Below are 18180 nucleotides of genomic sequence, written 5' to 3' on the forward strand. Positions count from 1 at the left end.
CGCCGGGCAGGGGCCCTTCCTCGCAGCTCAGCCGTTGGCGGCGATGTCCTCGATCAGGTGCAGCAGGGTGCGCACCGGTACCCCGGTGCCGCCCTTGGTCCAGTAGCCGGTGGCCTCGCCCGAGTGGTAGGCCGGGCCGGCGATGTCGATGTGCGCCCACGCCACCTCGTCGGTGACGAACTCGCTCAGGAACACCCCGCCCTGCAACATGTGCCCGGCCCGCTCCATACCCGCGTTGACCTGCGAGATGTCCGCTACATCGGAGTTCATGCCCTTGCGTACGTCCTCCGGCAGCGGCATCGGCCAGGCCGGCTCGCCGACGGTGTCGCCGGCGGTACGGACCCGCTCGCACAGCTCCGGGGTACCCATCACACCGGAGATCCGCTTGCCCAGCGAGACCACCTGCCCGCCGGTCAGGGTCGAGGTCTCGAAGAGGTAGTCGGTGCCGTCCGCGCAGGCACGGGCCATCGCGTCGCCGAGGATCATCCGGCCCTCGGCGTCGGTGTTGAGCACCTCCACCTTCTTGCCGTTGAACATGGTGATCACGTCGCCCGGCCGGTACGAGGTGCCCGAGGGCATGTTCTCCGCCATCGGCACGTACGCGGTCACCGCCACCGGCGGCTTCAGGTCGGCCACCGCCAGCATGGTCGCGGCCACCGCCGCCGCCCCGGCCATGTCGGACTTCATCTCCCACATGCCCTGAGCCGGCTTGATCGAGACGCCGCCGGTGTCGAAGGTGATGCCCTTGCCGACCAGCGCCACCCGCTTACCGGTGCCACCCTCGGCGGGGGTGTAGGTCAGCTTCACCAGCCGAGGCGGGGCCTCCGAGCCCTGCCCGACGGCGGTGATGCCGCCGTAGCCACCCTCGCGCAGCGCGACCTCGTCGAGCACCTCCACCCCGAGCCCGGCTGCCCTGGCGGCCTCGGCGACGGCCTCGGCGAAGACCGGCGGACGCTGGTCGTTCGGGGCGGTGTTGACCCAGTCCCGGGTGAGCCGCACCGCGTCGGTCACCGCCACGGCCCGGTTCACCTCGGCCCGGGCACCGGCGTCCGCGGCGTCCGGCACGGCGATCAGCACCTCGGCCACCGGCTCCCGCCGGGCCGGCTGCGGCCGGGTCTTGTAGCCGGCGAACCGGTACCCGCCCAGCAGGGTCCCCTCGGCGACGGCACGCAGCGCGGCGCACGCGTCGGCGTCGTCGGGCAGCGGCAGGGCCAGCGCCACCTTCGTCGCACCGGCCAGTGCCCGTACCGCGGCCCCCGCGGCCCGGCGCAAGGTCTCCGGGGCCGGCGCCGCACCGCTGGGCTCCGGGCCGAGGCCGACCGCAGCGATCACCGGGGCGGTGATGGTGCCCAGGGTCGCCAGCTTGATCACCTCACCCGGGCCGCCGGTCGTGCCGAGCAGCGCCAGGGTCTCGGTCAACTTGCCGTCGAAGGCGGCGGCGATGCTCTCCGCGCCGCTGGCGAGCAGCAGCCTGCCGGCAGGACCGGTGGTGGCGTCCTCGCCGGTCGTACTGTGCACACCGATCACGATCGCGTCGACGGCGAGTTCGGCGGGGTCGGTGTCGACCAGGCTCAGGGTGGTGCTGGACGATGTCACGGAAGCTGCTCCCGGGCAGGCCGGGCCGGTCGCATCGTGGCGTACCGGCGATGGAGTTGGCGGCGGATGGTCACCCGCCGGGCGTTCATGCTGCCCGCCGGATCATCCCCGGGGGTCCCGCCGATGCTAACCAGACCGGTGGTTCCCGGTAAGTTGCGACCCATGACCGACGTGACCACCGACGCCGTCGAGACCCGGCTGCGTCGTACCCCGCTGGCCGAGCGGCACACCGCCCTGGGCGCCAAGTTCGCCCCCTTCGGTGGCTGGGAGATGCCCCTGGAGTACGCCGGTGGCGGGGTGCTGCGGGAGCACACCGCGGTACGGACCGAGGTCGGTGTGTTCGACGTGTCGCACCTGGGTAAGGTGCGGGTGACCGGCCCGGGGGCGGTGGAGTTCGTCAACTCCTGCCTCAGCAACGACCTGAACCGGATCGAGGCGGGCCGGGCGCAGTACACCCTCTGCTGCGACGAGGCCACCGGCGGGGTGGTCGACGACATCATCGCCTACCGGTACGCCGACGACCACGTCTTCCTGATCCCGAACGCCGCGAACACCGCCGAGGTGGTACGCCGGCTGCGCGCCGCCGCCCCGCCGCAGATCACGATCGCCGACGAGCACGAGGCGTACGCCGTCCTGGCGGTGCAGGGGCCCCGCTCGGCGGATCTGCTGGCGGCCCTGGGTCTGCCCACCGGGCACGAGTACATGAGTTTCTCCCCGGCGACCCTGGACGGCGTCGAGCTGACCGTGTGCCGTACCGGCTACACCGGCGAGCGCGGCTACGAGCTGGTCATCCCGGCCGCCGACGCGGTAGCGGTCTGGGACGCACTGTTCGCCGCCGAGCCGACCCCCCAGGCCTGCGGGCTGGCCGCCCGGGACACCCTGCGTACCGAGATGGGGTACCCCCTGCACGGGCAGGACCTGTCGTTGGAGATCACCCCGGTGCAGGCCCGCACCGGGTGGGCGGTGGGCTGGGACAAGCCGGCCTTCTGGGGCCGCGAGGCCCTGCTCGCGGAGAAGGCCGCCGGTCCCGGGCGTACGCTGCGCGGCCTGACCATCGCCGGTCGGGGCATTCCCCGCCCCGGCATGGCCGTCTTCCACGGCGACACCCGGGTCGGCACGGTCACCAGCGGCACCTTCAGCCCCACGAACAAGCAGGGCATCGCGCTGGCCCTGATCGACACCGCCCCCGCCCTGCCCGACGGCGCCGAACTCCAGGTGGACATCCGAGGCCGCCGCACCCCCGCCCACCTGACCCGCCCCCCCTTCACCCACCCCTCCGTCAAGTAACCCACCCCACCGCCCACTCACCCGCCCCCACCCGCCCCCACCCACCCCCACCCGCCGTCGCCCGTCCCGCTCAGCGCTGTTGATCAAGAAGTTTGCGTCTGGATCGATGCGATTCCAGACGCAAACTTCTTGATCAACAAGGCGGGAGGCGGTGGGGAGGCGGCAGCGCGGCGGGGGAGGGTGGGGGTTCAGGGGGTGGGTTTTTCGCCGGCGTCCAGGACGGCTTGGGTCCAGCCGCCTTCGATGACGCCGGTGGAGTCGAGCAGGGCCCAGTCGACGATGTCGGCGGCCTCGATCACCACCGGGGAACCGATGCGTACGGTGGGGTCGGTGTTGGCGTCGCTGGCGCTGGCGCCGACCACCCGCTCCGGGGTGTCCCAGGAGGTCACCCCTGCCCAGACGTACTCGGGACCGTCCTCGCCGGGCAGCCCGTACTTGACCACCAGTTGGGTCTCCGGTGGCAGCTGGTCGGCGCGGAAGCGGGCCCGGATGTCGCCCAGGCCGGCGCGGGCGGTGGCGATCGCCCGGCTCATCGCGTCCCCGGAGCGGGCGTACCGCACATCGGGCTGGATGCCGGCGAAGAGGGTGGCGCAGGCGGCGGCGAAGTAGCGCCCGTCCGGGCCGGGGTGCCCGGCCGGTGGGCGCAGGCTCAGGAACGAGTCGGCCTCCGGGTCGGTGGCCGGGTCCAGCTCCAGCCGCAGCAGCACCGGCGCGGTCGCCCCGTGCTGTTCCGGATTGCCGTACGCCACCGCGATGTCATGCCCGGTCACCGTGGCCAGTACGGGAAGCTGCACGAAGGCGGGTACCTCCTCGCCGCTGAGTCCGTCGGTCCAGTCGCGTAGCAGCCGGCGGGCGGCTCCGGTCATCACCGCACCCCAGGCCCGGGTCAGATGGTCCGGTACCCCCTGGGTCTGCAACTCCAGCAGACCGAAGCGGCGCAGCCCCTTGGTGGTGAACCACAGCCCCTCGGCGTCGGAGGAGTAGGGCACCAGCACCCAGTCGACCAGGCGGATCCGGCCCCGCTCGTCCGGCAACGACCGCAGCGCCGCCACCGGGTCCAGGAACTGCAACCCGAACACGTCGACCACGTCACCGTCGACCGCCTCGGCGATCGCCGCGGCCACCGCCCGGGCCGCCCACTCGTGGGCCGGGGGCCACCCCGGTCGGTACTCGGCCTGCACCACCACCAGATGGCTGGCCGCGGCCAGCCGATCCAGCTGGGCCTGGCTGGCGCCGAAGGCGGTGAGCAGGTCCGGCGGCAGCTCCGGGAATTCACTGATCGGGCGTACGTCGACACTCATCAGTGGACTGTCCAGCATCTGCCTGGCCAGCCCGTGCACCGGTTCGGCCAGTCGACCGGCCAGCCCTCGTACCGCCGTGCGGGCGCTCACCGCCGGCAGTCCGGTGGTCGGCACCAGGTAGGTCGCGTTCAGTGACTCGGGGACCGGTACGGGCAGGAAGTCGTCGGTGATGAGCATGAGATTCCCCTGCCAGGCGTGCCGGTGCTGTCGTGGGGAAACGCTACCCGCCACCGATGGTCCGGTTCAGCCGGACAGCACCAGTCCCAGGTAGACCAGCGTGGTGACGAGTTCGACCTCGGCGCCGAGCACGTCGCCGGTGATCCCGCCGAGTCGGCGTACCACATGTCGCAGCACCGCGACCGCGACGGCGAGCGCGGTGAGCACGGCCAGCGGCCCCTGCCAGGGACGGCCCGGCACCGCGGCCACCGCCAGCAGGGTGACCGCGACGATGCCGGCGGTCAGGGCTGCCGGGCCGACCGTGCCGGCCACCAGCGCGCCGAGGCCTTCCGGGCGGGCGGCCGGCACCCCCCGTCGACAGGCGACCGTCACGCCCAGGCGACCGGCTGCGGTGGCGGTGACGATCGCCGCGAGTACGGTCGGAGCCTCGCCGCCGGCCAACTCGGCCAGCGCCGCCGCCTGCACCAGCAGGACGAGCACCAGCGCGACCACCCCGAAGGGGCCGACGTCCGGCTGCCTCATGATCTCCAGGGCGGCCGGTCCCCGCCGGTACGACCCCAGCGCGTCCACCGTGTCGGCCAGCCCGTCGAGGTGCAGGCCCCGGGTGAGCAGGGCGCTGACCGCGACGGCCACCCCGGCGGCGACAAGTGGTGCGGTGAGCGCGCCGAGCAGCAGCAGAACCCCGGCGGCCGGCAGTCCCAGCAGCGCGCCGACGGCCGGGGCGAGGGCCATCGCCGTACCCGCCGTGCGTCGGTCGACGCGACCGGCGCGCACCGGCGCCACCGTGAGGGTGGTCAGGGCCAGCCGGACCCCGTCGCCGAGCAGCCGCAGGTCAGCCGGCACGCGAGCCGGAGTGGTCCGCCGACGCGGGTGAGGTGCTGGTCGGCCCGGGCCCCTGGGGCTCAGGCTCGCGGAAGTCGGGCTCGGGGGAGTCGGGCTCGACCTGTTCGGCCGGGACCTCGTCGGTCTGCTGCGGGCCCTCGTCGGCCGGGTCCGGGCGGGCCGGTAGCGCGGCGGCCAGCGTCAGCGCCGAGCGCAGCATCGGCAGCACGGTCAGCGCGTTCGCGCCCTCGCCGAGGTCCAGATTCAGCTCCGCCAGCGGGGTCAGGCCGAGCACGTCGGCGGCGAGCCGGATGCCGGGCTGCCCGCCGTGGTCGGCCAACAGGCACCAGTGCCGGGCCTGGCCGGCGAGATCCCGACTGACCAGCCCCGCAGCCATGCCGACCGGCCCGTCCAGCAGCACCGGAGTGCGGCGGGCGGTGGCGCCCAGCAGGACCCCGGTGGCCACGGCGATGTCGCCACCGCCGAGTTGGGCCAGCACGTCCTTGGCCTCCCGGGCGGAACCCCGGCAACGCTGAATGGCGTCCCGGATCGCCGCGCACCGGGCCATCCAGGCCACATCGTCGTACTCGCCGCGGTTGATCACCCGGGCCAGCACGGCGGGGGCCTCCGCCCCGGCGGTCGCCGCCAGGACGGCAGCCGCCGCGGCCTCGGTGCCGGCGCCGCACGCCGCCAGCACCAGCAGTTGTACGCCGGCGTCGACGGCCTCCTCGGCCAGCCGCCAGCCGTAACGCAGCGCCGACTCGACCTGTTCGGCGGTCAGGGCCGGCCCGTGTTCGATCGGTGCGGCCGTCGGGGCCTCGATCACCTGGAGAGCCACTCCGCTCTCGGCGGCTAGCCGGGCGAGCACCCCCTGACCGGAACGGGCCTGCTCGGCGCGGCGAGCCGAATCACCGGGCAGGGTGCCGGCCGCCGAACCGCCCTCGTGGTCACCGTGCAGCAGCAGCACCCGTACGGACTCCCAGGGCTGCGGGGTCGAGGTGCCCTGGGTGGTGGCGGCGAACGAGACCACCTGCTCCAGCACGCCGAACCCACGGCCCGGCAGGTCCAGACCGGCCAGTCGCTCCAGGGCCTGCGGCCCGGCGTCCAGGTCGGGCATGGGCAGTTCCATCCCGGGCCGGATCTCCGGTCCATCGGCCGCTACCGGCACGGACCCGGCGGGAAGGGTCGCAACAGCCGGCGATGCGCGCCTTGCCTGCGGCGTCGTCACCGACGGGGAGGCGGGCACACTGACATCGCCGACCGGACCGGTCTGGGCGGGCACTTCCGCACCGGCCGGGTGGAGAGCGGGCGCGGTGGCGGCCGGCTTGAGTCGGCACGGCTGGCCGGCGACCACCAGCAGCACGGTGTCGCAGACCTCCGCCACGGCCCGGTTGACCAGCCCCAGCGCATCCGTGAAGGCCCGGCCCAGCGGCGTCGTCGGCACCAGACTGAGCCCGACCTCGGGGCTGACCAGCACCAGCCGCGCCGGACAGTCCCGGACGGCGGTGACCAGTTCCTCGATCGTGGTGGTGTCGTCGGCCGGTTGGTGGGCGGGGTCCAGCAGGACCGTCACCCAGCCACCGAGGTCGTCGACGAGCAGGGTCTCGTCCGCCCGGGCGGTGGCGATCACGTCGGCTAGCCGGCGTGGGTCGCTCGCGGTCTCCTCGGTGCTCCAGCTGGCCGGTCGACGGGCGTGGTGCGCGGCGAGTCGGGCCGCCCACTCCGCGCCGTCGTCACCGGCGGCAGTGGCCACGTACCGCACCGTGGCCGCGTCGGCCACCAGGGATTCGGCGTACTGCGACTTGCCGGAGCGGATGCCGCCCAGCACCAGGACCCGGTTCCACCCGTCGAGGGACATGCTCGTACCTTACGACCAGCCGACCGGCTCGGTCGTCGCAGGTGCACCGCGCGGCCCGAGGCCCTCACCGCCCGTGCGGGGGCTGATAGTAGTAGTCGTTCGGGTTGACGTCGGCGGGTTTGGTGTCCTGCTGCCAGGCACCCTCACCGGGGCGGGCGACAAGGGCGTCGATCAGTTCCTCCCGGTCCATGTCCCGGGCACCCTCGATGCCGCCACGTACCGCGATGTCGCGTAGCTCCGCCGTGTCCATCTCCGGGATCGGCCTCGTCATCACCCCTCCTTGTCCAGGTTCGGATGCCAGGGACTTACCCGACGGCGCGCGGGTGAACCTTCGGCGACCGGCATCCGCCGGGGTCCGGGCGGCCGGATCCGCCTGCCGCCCACCGGTCGAAGGCCCCGTGGCAGGGCCGAGGCATCCACGGCCGACTACGCTGGCGAAGGTCCGTCCGGGACCTGGAGCGGTGAGGGGAGACGCGCAGATGGCGTGGAGCTGGCGGTACGAGGGCGCGAACGGTGAGTCGGTCGAGGGGCCCGCCGAGTCGTTCAGCAGCCAGGCGGACGCCGAGTCCTGGATCGGTCAGACCTGGCGCGAACTCGCGGCCTCCGGGGTCACCTCGGTCACCCTTCTGGAGGACGACCGGGTGGAGTACCGGATGAGCCTGCTGCCCACGGCGGAGTGATGTCGGCCCGGGACGGCGAACCGCTGGTCCTAGGGGTGCCGCGGGCCGCCTTCCGGCCGTCCCCGATCTTCCTGGCCCTGGTCGCGCTGCTGGTCGCCTGCGGGGTGTCGACCTGGCACGGCATCGGCAACGTCCGGCTCGCCGTCTTCGGGTTCGTGGTCACCGGCTGGGTGGTCTCGCTCTGCCTGCACGAGTACGCGCACGCGGTGGTGGCGTACCGGTTCGGCGACCGGGGGGTGGCCCATCGCGGCTACCTGACCCTGAACCCGCTCAAGTACAGCCACCCACTGCTGTCGATCGCGCTGCCGGTGGTGGTGGTACTGCTCGGCGGCATCGGCCTGCCGGGCGGTGCGGTCTGGGTGGATCGGCACGTGATCGCGGGGCGGCTCCGCCACACCCTGGTCAGCCTCGCCGGCCCGGCCACCAATGTGGTGTTCGCCCTGGTGCTGGTGGTGGTGCTGCGGATCGGTGCCCCCGGGGGCGGTCCGGTGGAGTTCTGGGCGGCCGTGGCCCTGCTGGGCTTCCTTCAGCTCACCGCGAGTGTGCTCAACCTGCTGCCGGTGCCCGGTCTGGACGGCGGCAACATGATCCAGCCGTGGCTCAACCCGCAGTGGCGGCGGATGTACGACCTGTTCGCCCCGTACGGCTTCATCCTGCTCTTCGCCCTGCTGTGGAACCCGCGTATCGGTGGCTGGTTCTTCTCCGCGGTCTTCGCGATTGCCGACTTCCTCGGCCTACCGCCGTGGCTCTACGCCACCGGCCTGGACCTGGTCCGTTTCTGGAGTTGACCCCGAAGTGACCGGGCCGGCCGACCCTGACAGGTCGACCGGCCCGGATTCGCTCAGGGCCGCTCGGCCGGCGACTCGGTACGGGCCGGGTCCCGTTCGGTCACCGGTTCGACGATCTCGTCGATCGCCTTGAGCAGGTCGGCGTCGAGCTTGACCCCGGCCGCCTTGACGTTGTCGTGCACCTGCTCCGGGCGGGAGGCACCGATGATGGCCGAGGAGACGTTCCGGTTCTGCAACACCCAGGCGATGGCCAACTGCGCCATGCTCAGCCCGGCCTGGTCGGCCAGCGGGCGCAACTGCTGGACCCGGGTCAGCACGTCGTCGGTCAGCCACTCGGCGATGAAGCTCTTCCCGGACTTCTCGTCCGTGGCCCGGGAGCCGGCGGGCGGCGGCTGACCGGGCAGGTACTTGCCGGAGAGCACCCCCTGGGCCATCGGCGACCAGACGATCTGCCCGACCCCGAGCTCCGCACTGGTGGGGATGACCTCGCTCTCGATGACCCGCCAGAGCATCGAGTACTGCGGCTGGTTGGAGACCAGCGGGATGCGCAGGTCACGGGCCAGCGCGTGGGCCTCGCGGATCTGCGAGGCCTTCCACTCGGAGACCCCGATGTAGTGGGCCTTGCCGGAGTGCACGATGTCGGCGAAAGCCTCCATCGTCTCCTCCAGCGGGGTGTGGTAGTCGTACCGGTGGGCCTGGTAGAGGTCCACATAGTCGGTGCGCAACCGGCGCAGCGAACCGTTGATCGACTCCATGATGTGCTTGCGGGACAGGCCCCGGTCGTTGCGGCCCGGACCGGTGGGCCAGTACACCTTGGTGAAGATCTCCAGACCTTCACGCCGTTGGCCCTCCAGTGCCCGACCGAGCACGTCCTCGGCCCGGGTGCCGGCGTAGACGTCCGCGGTGTCGAAGGTGGTGATGCCGGCGTCCAGGGCGGCTCGGACGCAGGAGAAGGCGGCGTCCTCCTCGACCTGTGAGCCATGGGTGATCCAGTTGCCGTACGAGATCTCGCTGACCATCAGGCCGGAATGGCCCAGGTGTCGGAATTCCATTCCCTGAGCCTAATGCGCCCCGGCCCAGGTCCGCCGGGTTGACCACCTCGCAAGGGCTCGCCGAGTGGCGAACGCCATCGCCTGCGTCAGAGCAGGGGAGTCGTGTCGGTGAGCAGCGCTTCGATCTCGGCGATGACATCGTTCGGGTTGCCGAACACCGGGTCGATCAGCGGCCCGCCCCGCCGGTCCAGGGCACCCCACCGGCCGACCCCGTTGGTGGCCAGGAAGGCGACCGGGTGGATGAGCAGCGCCGGGTGGGCGGGGGCGACGACCACCTGACCGGTCCGGTCCACCACACCCTTGCGCCCGGCCAGGTCGACCACGGCCAGGCCCTCCTCGGTGAAGCCGTCGACGTACCGGCCGTCCGCGAGCATGGTGTGGAAACCGTGGTAGCGGGTCGGCACCACGATCTGGCCGGTCATGTCGACCGCCCCCCAGCCCTCGCGGCGGACGGCCGCCACTCCCTTGCGGAAAGGCCGCACCTCGGCGAAACCAGGGGGTACGACGACCTCGCCGGTGGCGTCCACGGCCAGCCAACCGCTGTCGTCCCGTACCACCCAGGCCAGGCCGTCGGAGAACGGCCGGGCGGCCAGATAGGTCGGCTCGACCACGACCTCACCGGTCAGGTCGATCAACGACCAGTGCTCCGTCTCCGGGCCACGCACCCAGGCCAGGCCGTCGGAGAAGGGCTGGGCCTCGGCGTAGCGCGCCGGGACGACCAGGTCACCGGCGGCGTCCGCGTACCCCCACAGACCCTGATCACCGTCGCGGGCCGGCACCGGACCGCGCTCCCGGTCCAGCACCTCGTCGGCACTCCGGGGGTACGGCCCGAAGCCCCGTAGGGCGGCTCGTGTCGCCACCGCGTCCAGTCCGATCCGGACCCGGGCGAGCAGTTCGGCGTCACCCTCCCCGCGCAGGTCGAGAGCCCGCTCGAAGTGGTGACACGCCTCCATCAACCGGCCCTGGTCGTAGCAGCATCGCGCGGCGTGTTCGTGCAGAGCAGCCCGCAACCGATCCGGCAGTTCGACCGAGTTCGCCTCCGCGAACAGCCGATCGGCCTCGGCGAACTCACCACGCCAGCGCAGCACGTGCGCCAACCGGGCCTGGGCCAGCGCTACCCGGCGCAACTCCCCGGTCGCCTCGGCGTAGGTCAGGGCCAGTCGACCGTCGTCCAGCGCATCGTCGAGGTCACCGAGCACCCGGGAGGCCACCGCCCGCAAACTCAGCAGTCGGGCGCGGGAGCGGTTGTCCAGGGCCGAGGCGAGCTTGTCGGTCAACCGGTCCCGTACCGTCCGCAGCTCCTGCGGGTCCTCCACGACCTCGCGCAGCTGCTCCGGGTCCAGCGGCCAGCGGTAACCGGCCAGCACCTGCTCAGGGTCAGCCGGCGGCTGCTGCTCCTCGTCCACGACCGTCTCGGTCGCAGGAGCATGGTCGGCCGCTGGTGCTTCGGCCGCCGAGGCGCCGTCGGCCGGTGGTACGACCTCAGTCGGTGCTGCTTCGGCCGCCGAGGCGATGTCGGCTGGTGGTACGACCTCAGTCGGTGCTGCTTCGGCCGCCGAGGCGATGTCGGCCGGCGGTGCGTCCTCAGCCGGTGGTGCGTCCTTGGTCGTTGGCACGTCGCTGTCCGGTGGTACCACGTCGGCTGGTGGTGCTACCTCGGCTGGTGGTGTGTCGGTGGCCGGTGCTGCCGAGATCGGCGCTGCGGGTGGTGCGGAGACCGGTGCGCTCGCGGCCGGTGTGAAGGAATGCGGTGTGGCGGTGGCCGGCGGTGCGGAGATCGGTGCCGTGGGGGGTGACGGCTGCTCCCGGGTGGCAGGCGGTGCGGAGGTCGGTGCCGCTGCCAGCGTGGCGGGCGCCGAGTCGGAGGGTCGTTCGGGCTCGGGTGCCGCGGGCGATGCGGAAGCCGGTACGGACGCCGCGGGGGCGAGGGAGTCCGGTGTGGACACGGCCGGCGGCGCGGAGATCGGTGCCGTGGGCGGCGGCGGTGCCGTGGCCGGCGTCGTGGTGGGTGGCGGCGGTGCTTCGGTGGGCTCTGGTGCTGTGTCGGGCCGTGCCGTGAGCCAAGACGGCGCGACAGGGGGTGCTGTGGGCGGTGGTGCTGCGGGCTCCCGGGTGGGCGCCGATGTGGAGGTGGCCGCGGCGGACGGTGTGGAAGGCGGTGCCGATGCGGGTGGCGTTGCGATCAGGGGTGCGGAAGCTGACGCGGGCGGTGCGGAGACCGGCGCGGTCGCGGGCGACACGGACACCGGCGGGACGGGCTGTGCCGGGCGGCCTGCCGTGGTCTCCGGGGCGACGACAGGGCTGGGCGCGGGCGAGCCGAACCATCCCTGAGGGCCCTCCGGCAGCGGGTTGACCCCTGCGGAGGCGGGCGTCTCCGGCGCTGGCGGGACGTACCGGCTGGGCGGCGGGGTGACCGGCGGGCCGGAGGAAGGGGTGGACGCAGGACGGTCGCCGGTCGGGGCAGGCACGGGCGCGTCGAGGTGTTCGAATCGAGAGCCACCGAGCGGCCAGTGGCTGGGCGGCGCGGAGACCGGCCGATGGGTGGGTGGCGCAGCGACCGGCGGGGTGGCGGGTGGCGTAGAGACTGGCCGGTGGCTGGGCGGCGCGGAGACCGGTCGGTGAGCGGCCGGGGGTGCTGAGGCGACCGTCGAGGTGGGGACCGGGGGCGGGGTCGCCACCATCGGCTGGTCGTGCAGGGGGGCGGGCCGGACCTGATGGTCATGCAGCGGCGCCGGGCGTACCTCGTGCTGGTGCAGCGGCGCGGGTCGTACGGTCTCCCCCGGCGCGGCCCGGTCGGGCCCCGAGGCGACGGGCCGCTCCTGGCTCGGCCGGGAAGGTTGGTGCTGGTCGGGGCGCGGGAAGCTGGGACGCTGCGAGCTCGGGCCGGGGGTGCCCGGCCAGCCGGGTGCCGGGACCGAGGGCCGGTCGCGATGCGGGGGGAAGCTGTCGGGCCGTTCCTGGCCCGGGGCGGGGGAGACCGGACGAGCCCGCCCGGCGGCGGGGGAGACGGGGTGCTCGGGGGCCGGGGAGACCGGGTGGACGGTCCGCTCGGGGGCGGGGGAGACGGGCTGTTCGGGCACCACGGACAGGTGCCGGCGGGAAGGGTGGTCGGCCGCGGGGGAGACGGGGTGGTCGGCGTCGGGTCGCTGCGCGGCCGGGCGGTCCATGAACCGGTCCGGCCCGGGCCGCTCGGGGATTCGCCGGTCGTCGCGTCCGGGTTGGTCGCCGGGGCCCGGAACCACGGGTCGCTGGTACTCCCGGTGGCCTCGACCGGTACCGGGGCGCATCGGGCCCGGCTCCGGCCAGGGCAGGTCGCGGCGGGGTGGTTCAGGGTGCCGCTGTGGGTCCTGGGAAACCGGCTCGGTGCGGGACCGCTCCGGTGAGCGGGTCCACTCGTCGCGCGGCCTCCGGACCGGCTCGTCGTCGAGGTAACCGTCCGGGTACGGGGCGGCCTCCGGGTCACCGACACCGAACTGCTCCCGGTAACCCTCGACGCGGGGCTCGTCCTCGTGGCCGGGGTGGCCGGGATGGCTGCTCCACTGGTAGCGGGGGCGTCGTGAGGGGTCGTCTGACCGGCGCTCGACCTCCTCGGTCGGCCGGTACGCGGCGGGACGCTGGGCGTCCTGACCCGGCTCGGTCACCCAGCCGCGCTCCGGTTGTCCGGCTGGCGACACGGGCGCGCCACGCCGGTACTGATCCCGATCCGGCGGTTCGGGCCGAGATGGCCGTCGGGGGTACCGGTCCGGGTCGTGGTCGTGGTCGCGCCACTGTGGTTCGCGGTGCGGATACCGGTCCGGCTCACGCCGGTCGGCCTGGTGCCGGTCGGGTTCGGGTTCACCTCGGGAGTACCGGTCGGGACCGCGTCGCTCGTGCGGCGGGAAGCCGCCCCGGTCCCGGCGATCGTGGCGCGAGGGGTGCCCCTCGGGCTGGGCGTACCGGTCGGGGGTGCGGTGGATCGGCGCTCCGGTGCCACCGGTCGCCTGCGGACCCATGTCGGACCAGGTGACCCCGTCGCGGCCGCGTACCGGCTCGGCCGACCGTCGCTCATCCGGTCGCCCCGGGTACGGGGGCCGGTCGTACGCAGGTGTGGTGTTGCCCCCGTCGGGACGGCGGTGGCCGGCGGCCTCCTGCCGACCCGGCCAGCCCTCGGGCTCGTCCTCCCAGGACCGACCCACATAGGTGCCGTCCGGTCTGGTCGGTGCCAAGGGCGGCACCTCGGCCCGCCCGACCGCGCTCGCCCGGCCCCTGGCTCGTGGCTGGTGACGGTCCGTGCCGTCGTCGCCCGGATAGCGCTGGCCCGGGAACTGCGGCTGCCATTCGGTCGTCGGCTCGACCACCCAGGACGGCTCGGGGGGATCGCCCCACCGGTCGTAGCCGCGACTCATCCGCCGAACCCGTCGTACCGGCCAGGACCTGGTCGGCGGGTCGGTTGACACTCGGCCACGGCCGGGCCCGGCTGCTCGCAGGCGGCCACGCGAAGCCGGTGGGTCGGCGTCCGCTCGCTCACGGCCGCGCCCCGATGGTCGGCTCGCGTCCGCTCGCTCACGGCGAATGTCACCTCGTCGGAAATGGTCGCTGGGCACCCGCCCGGAATCGGCCAAACTTGCTCGTCCCGGCATCGAATGGCTGCTGATGGAGGGTAGCGGCGCGAGCTTGGTCAACGCCACTGTGGCGCTCGCGCCGGGCCCAAACGTTATCCAGTGGATCCGGGCATGTGGGGGCCTTCGGCCAGATCAGACTTACCAGGCTGAACCAGGTGAGCCAAAGCTCAGGGGTGTTCCATGATCAGTACGACGAAGGTGCCCGGTTCGAGAGCCTCATAGCGGTGCGGTGCGTCCCCGGGAAAGGTGGCGTAGTCGCCCGGACCGAGTTCCACCTGTTCGTGTTCGGGACCGCAGAGCAGTCGGCCGGCCCCTACCACCAGGTGTTCCACGGTGCGTGGGGTGTGTGGTTCCGCGCTGCGGCCCCGCCCCGGCTCCAGTTCGATGAGGTAGACATCCCGGCGGGCATGGGCCGCACCGGCGGTCAGCAGGGTGCCGGTGAAGTCGGCGTGCTCGGAGCGGACCCGGGGGCCGTCGCCGGCCCGGATCACCCGTACGGCGTTCGCCGGTGGCTCGACCAGGCGGCTGAAGGGTATGTCGAGCGCCACACCCAGAGCCCACAGGGTCTCCACGCTCGGGTTGCCCAGCCCGGCCTCGAGTTGCGACAGGGTCGACTTGGCGATCCCGGCCCGGCGGGCCAGTTCGGTCAAGGAGATGCCGACCCGCTGCCGTTCCTGGCGGAGGGCAGCGGCGATGGTGGCCAGCGGGGGCGAAGGATCCGCGGACATTGTTCGCTCCGTCGGTCAAGTTGTTCTATTTGACGAACATGAGGGGGCGTGTTCATCATGATGGACTATGCGTACGCCAGAGCGAACAGCGGGGGCCGGGATGCTCCGCGACGTCGCGGCCATCGGGGCGGCGATGGTCGCCGTCGGCGCCTCGTTCGGGGCGGTGGCCGTGGCCGCAGGGCTGCCGGTCTGGGCGGTCATCGCCATGTCCCTGCTGGTCTACGCCGGTGGTGCGCAGTTCATGGCGGTCGGGCTGGCGGCTGCCGGCAACCCGGTGGCCGCCGTACTGGCCGGGTTGCTGCTCAACGCCCGACACCTGCCCTTCGGGCTGGCCCTCGGCGACACCCTGGGCCGCCGACTGTGGCAACGACTGCTCGGCAGTCACCTGATGACCGACGAGGCGACCGCCTTCACCCTCGCCCGCCCGGCCGGTGAGCTGCGGCGCAAGGCCTTCTGGCTGGCCGGCATCCTGCTCTTCGTGGCCTGGAACGCCGGTACGGTGCTCGGCGCACTGGCCGGTGGGGCGGCCGGAGACCCCGCCGCCCTCGGACTGGATGCCGCCTTCCCGGCCGGGCTGATCGCCCTGCTGCTGCCCGCCCTGCGGGACCGGGACACCCGACGGGCGGCCGTGGGCGGCGCGGCCCTGGCGGTGCTGACCACGCCGATGCTGCCGGCCGGGTTGCCGGTCCTGCTGGCGCTGGCCGGCCCGGCGCTGCTGGCCGTGCACCGGCTCCGGCGGCCGGCGGTCAGCCCGGACCCGAAGGTCGTCGAGGAGTCCCCGGTCTCGCCCGAGACGGTGCCGGCCGGCCGGAAGGAGTCGTCGTGCTGATCGCGGTGATCGTGGCGCTGGCCGTCGGGACGTACACCTTCCGGGTCGCCGGGGTGCTGCTGCGGGACCGGCTGGACCTGCCCACCTGGGCCCGGCAACTGCTGCCGGTCGCCGCGGCGGCCCTGCTGGCGGCCCTGGCCGCGACCGCGACCCTGACCGAGGCCGGCGCCTTCGCCGGCTGGGCCCGGCCGACCGGGGTGCTGGTGGGCGTGCTGCTGGCCTGGCGGCGGGCGCCGTTCGTGCTCGTGGTGATCGCCGCGGCGGCCACCACCGCCCTGCTGCGCCTGCTCGGCGTGCCCTGAGGCGCAGCCCGGGCCGATGGTCCTGGACCGGCCGGTGGTTCCAGGCCGGTCGGTGGCGCTAGACCGGTCGGTGGCGCTAGACCGGGTCGCCGATGGAGACCCGAGGCTCCGGGGTACGCAGCTTCCGGAAGGTGATCGCCCGCATGATCGCGTAGAGGTACAGCGACCCCATCCGCTGGGTGGACTGCGGGAAGCGGGACCGGACCAGCTTCTTGATCTTGCGCGAGATGAACACCGAGTCGATCACCACACCGAGGGCCAGGGCACCCCACAGCAGGTTGGCGGCCAGCCGGATTCCCGGGGGCATCGCCTGGTTGGACCCGATCAGCACGATCAACGCGCCACCGAAGAACCAGGTGCCGACGGTACGCCGGGAGTCGACCACGTTGCGGGCCAGTAGCCGCTCCGGGCCCCGGTCGCGGGGGCCGCCCTCGCGTCGGAACTCCGCTGACGCCTCGGCCCGCCGCTGCCGCCGCAGGGCCTTGGCCTCATCCTTGGACAGCGGCTTGGTCGTACCTGGTGGGCGACGGCCACTGCTGGGGCGCTTCGGCGTCTCACGTCCCTTGCTCGGGGTGTAGTTGCGCGGACGACCGGCCTCGGACGCCTCTTCCTCGGCCGGGGTCAGCGGCTCGGAGGCGGGGTCGACGAGGTCGGCGGACTTACGACGAAACAGCGACGGCACGCGGCAAGGGTAGCCAACGCGCCGTGGTCGCCGCACATCGCGGGGTGCGACGGCCACGGGCGTGGTGTGGCAGGGATTACGGCCGCTCGACGTGGGCGCCGAGGTCGGCGAGCTTGGCCTCGAAGTCCTCGTAGCCCCGGTTGATCAGGTCGACGCCGTACACCCGGGAGGTGCCCTCGGCGGCCAACGCCGCGATCAGGTGGCTGAAGCCGGCCCGCAGGTCCGGGATGACCAGGTCGGCCGCGTGCAGCTTGCTCGGCCCGGCGATCACCGCGGAGTGCTTGAAGTTGCGCCGACCGAAGCGGCACGGGGTGCCGCCCAGGCAGTCCCGGTAGACCTGGATGTTGGCGCCCATCGAGTTGAGCGCCTCGGTGTAGCCCAGCCGCTGCTCGTAGACCGTCTCGTGCACGATCGACAGGCCGCGGGCCTGGGTCAGCGCCACCACCAGCGGCTGCTGCCAGTCGGTCATGAACCCCGGGTGCACGTCGGTCTCCAGCGCGGTGGCCTGGAGCTCGCCCCCCGGGTGCCAGAAGCGGATGCCGCCCTCCTGGCCCGGCTGTCCCGGGCGCGGCGGCCGGGTGTCGGTGACCTCGTACTCGCCGCCGATCGAGCGGAACACGTTCAGGAAGGTCATCATGTCGGCCTGCTCGGCACCGAGCACCTCCACGTGACCTCGGGTGGCCAGCGCCGCCGCCGCCCAACTCGCCGCCTCGATCCGGTCCGGGATCGGCCGGTGGGTGTAGCCGTGCAGCTTCGGTACGCCCTGGATCTCGATCACCCGGTCGGTGTGCACCTTGATGATCGCGCCCATCTTCTGCAGGACGCAGATCAGGTCGATGATCTCCGGCTCCACGGCGGCGTTGCGCAGCTCGGTGACCCCTTCGGCCATCACCGCGGTGAGCAGCACCTGCTCGGTCGCGCCCACGCTCGGGTAGGGCAGGGCGAACTTGGTGCCGTGCAGGCCGTTCGGCGCGGACAGGTGCAGCCCTTCCGGGGTCTTCTCGACCGTCGCGCCGAACTCGCGCAGCGCCTGAAGGTGGAAGTCGATCGGTCGCGGCCCGATGTGGCAGCCGCCCAGGTCCGGTATGAAGGCGTGGCCGAGGCGGTGCAGCAGCGGCCCGCAGAACAGGATCGGAATCCGGCTGGACCCGGCGTGCACGTTGATCTGGTCGGTGCTGGCGCTTTCCACGTTCGCCGGATCGAAGACCAGTTCGCCGTCCTCGACCCCGTCGCTGACCTTGACGCCGTGCAGCCCGAGCAGGCCCCGGACCACCTCCACATCACGGATCTTCGGCACGTCGAACAGTCGGCTCGGGCTGTCGCCGAGCAGGGCGGCGACCATCGCCTTGGAGACCAGGTTCTTCGCGCCGCGCACGCGGATCCGTCCCTGCAAGGGGGAGCCTCCGTGTACGACCAGGACGTCGTCGGTCAACGCAACCTCCAGCGCGTGCGTGCTGTCGTTTCGATGTGGGGACAC

Annotated in this window: 15 protein-coding genes; 5 read left to right on the forward strand and 10 right to left on the reverse strand. The window is 73.1% G+C overall.

What is annotated here, in order from left to right; all coding sequences use genetic code 11:
- Nucleotides 1-27: 27 nt before the first annotated feature.
- Nucleotides 28-1596 carry a leucyl aminopeptidase gene (locus tag ACLQ2T_RS25195; protein WP_425768834.1) on the reverse strand — a complete coding sequence of 523 codons (1569 nt, stop codon included), beginning with the start codon at nucleotides 1594-1596 and terminating at the stop codon, nucleotides 28-30.
- Nucleotides 1597-1758: 162 nt separating this feature from the next.
- Here ACLQ2T_RS25195 and gcvT point away from each other — a divergent pair, with 162 nt between their 5' ends.
- On the forward strand, nucleotides 1759-2883 hold the full coding sequence (gene gcvT, locus ACLQ2T_RS25200) for a glycine cleavage system aminomethyltransferase GcvT (RefSeq protein ID WP_425768835.1): 1125 nt from the start codon (nucleotides 1759-1761) through the stop codon (nucleotides 2881-2883).
- Nucleotides 2884-3071: 188 nt separating this feature from the next.
- Here the strand turns inward: gcvT and ACLQ2T_RS25205 are convergent, their stop codons facing one another.
- The 4 genes from ACLQ2T_RS25205 to ACLQ2T_RS25220 form a co-directional block, all read right to left on the reverse strand.
- The gene (locus ACLQ2T_RS25205) at nucleotides 3072-4361 is read right to left on the reverse strand and encodes a DUF2314 domain-containing protein (RefSeq protein WP_425768836.1); all 1290 of its coding nucleotides are present in this window, start codon (nucleotides 4359-4361) and stop codon (nucleotides 3072-3074) included.
- A 66-nt stretch (nucleotides 4362-4427) separates the two neighbouring features.
- Nucleotides 4428-5204, reverse strand: coding sequence for an adenosylcobinamide-GDP ribazoletransferase (locus tag ACLQ2T_RS25210; protein WP_425768837.1), 777 nt, complete (start codon nucleotides 5202-5204; stop codon nucleotides 4428-4430).
- Nucleotides 5194-7041, reverse strand: coding sequence for a bifunctional adenosylcobinamide kinase/adenosylcobinamide-phosphate guanylyltransferase (locus ACLQ2T_RS25215; protein ID WP_425768838.1), 1848 nt, complete (start codon nucleotides 7039-7041; stop codon nucleotides 5194-5196). Before ACLQ2T_RS25215 ends, ACLQ2T_RS25210 begins: the two co-directional genes overlap by 11 nt.
- 64 nt (nucleotides 7042-7105) lie before the next feature.
- Complete coding sequence (locus ACLQ2T_RS25220) at nucleotides 7106-7312, reverse strand: hypothetical protein (RefSeq protein ID WP_425768839.1); 207 nt, start codon at nucleotides 7310-7312, stop codon at nucleotides 7106-7108.
- A 208-nt stretch (nucleotides 7313-7520) separates the two neighbouring features.
- Here ACLQ2T_RS25220 and ACLQ2T_RS25225 point away from each other — a divergent pair, with 208 nt between their 5' ends.
- Both ACLQ2T_RS25225 and ACLQ2T_RS25230 read left to right on the forward strand, forming a co-directional pair.
- Entirely contained in the window at nucleotides 7521-7721 is a 201-nt protein-coding gene (locus tag ACLQ2T_RS25225) for a hypothetical protein (RefSeq protein WP_425768840.1), read from the forward strand.
- Complete coding sequence (locus ACLQ2T_RS25230) at nucleotides 7721-8509, forward strand: site-2 protease family protein (RefSeq protein WP_425768841.1); 789 nt, start codon at nucleotides 7721-7723, stop codon at nucleotides 8507-8509. Before ACLQ2T_RS25225 ends, ACLQ2T_RS25230 begins: the two co-directional genes overlap by 1 nt.
- Before the next feature lie 53 nt (nucleotides 8510-8562).
- Here the strand turns inward: ACLQ2T_RS25230 and ACLQ2T_RS25235 are convergent, their stop codons facing one another.
- The 3 genes from ACLQ2T_RS25235 to ACLQ2T_RS25245 all read right to left on the reverse strand — a co-directional run bounded on the left by ACLQ2T_RS25235 (nucleotide 8563) and on the right by ACLQ2T_RS25245 (nucleotide 14890).
- Nucleotides 8563-9561 carry an aldo/keto reductase family protein gene (locus ACLQ2T_RS25235; protein WP_425768842.1) on the reverse strand — a complete coding sequence of 333 codons (999 nt, stop codon included), beginning with the start codon at nucleotides 9559-9561 and terminating at the stop codon, nucleotides 8563-8565.
- Nucleotides 9562-9647: 86 nt separating this feature from the next.
- Nucleotides 9648-13946 carry a WG repeat-containing protein gene (locus ACLQ2T_RS25240; RefSeq protein ID WP_425768843.1) on the reverse strand — a complete coding sequence of 1433 codons (4299 nt, stop codon included), beginning with the start codon at nucleotides 13944-13946 and terminating at the stop codon, nucleotides 9648-9650.
- 383 nt (nucleotides 13947-14329) lie between these two features.
- A complete protein-coding gene (locus tag ACLQ2T_RS25245) occupies nucleotides 14330-14890 on the reverse strand; it encodes a helix-turn-helix domain-containing protein (RefSeq protein WP_425768844.1) in 561 nt (186 codons plus the stop codon).
- A gap of 67 nt (nucleotides 14891-14957) precedes the next feature.
- Here ACLQ2T_RS25245 and ACLQ2T_RS25250 point away from each other — a divergent pair, with 67 nt between their 5' ends.
- Together ACLQ2T_RS25250 and ACLQ2T_RS25255 are read left to right on the forward strand one after the other, a co-directional pair.
- Nucleotides 14958-15719, forward strand: a complete 762-nt coding sequence (locus ACLQ2T_RS25250) for an AzlC family ABC transporter permease (RefSeq protein WP_425768845.1) — start codon at nucleotides 14958-14960, stop codon at nucleotides 15717-15719.
- Nucleotides 15713-16021 (forward strand): AzlD domain-containing protein, encoded by a 309-nt coding sequence (locus tag ACLQ2T_RS25255; RefSeq protein ID WP_425768846.1) that lies wholly within the window; start codon nucleotides 15713-15715, stop codon nucleotides 16019-16021. Before ACLQ2T_RS25250 ends, ACLQ2T_RS25255 begins: the two co-directional genes overlap by 7 nt.
- A gap of 76 nt (nucleotides 16022-16097) precedes the next feature.
- Here the strand turns inward: ACLQ2T_RS25255 and ACLQ2T_RS25260 are convergent, their stop codons facing one another.
- A complete protein-coding gene (locus ACLQ2T_RS25260) occupies nucleotides 16098-16703 on the reverse strand; it encodes a DUF3043 domain-containing protein (protein WP_425768847.1) in 606 nt (201 codons plus the stop codon).
- A 76-nt stretch (nucleotides 16704-16779) separates the two neighbouring features.
- Nucleotides 16780-18135, reverse strand: a complete 1356-nt coding sequence (gene murA / locus ACLQ2T_RS25265) for a UDP-N-acetylglucosamine 1-carboxyvinyltransferase (protein ID WP_425768848.1) — start codon at nucleotides 18133-18135, stop codon at nucleotides 16780-16782.
- Nucleotides 18136-18180 lie beyond the last annotated feature (45 nt).

Source organism: Micromonospora sp. DT229 (assembly GCF_049844505.1).
Taxonomy (GTDB): domain Bacteria; phylum Actinomycetota; class Actinomycetes; order Mycobacteriales; family Micromonosporaceae; genus Micromonospora.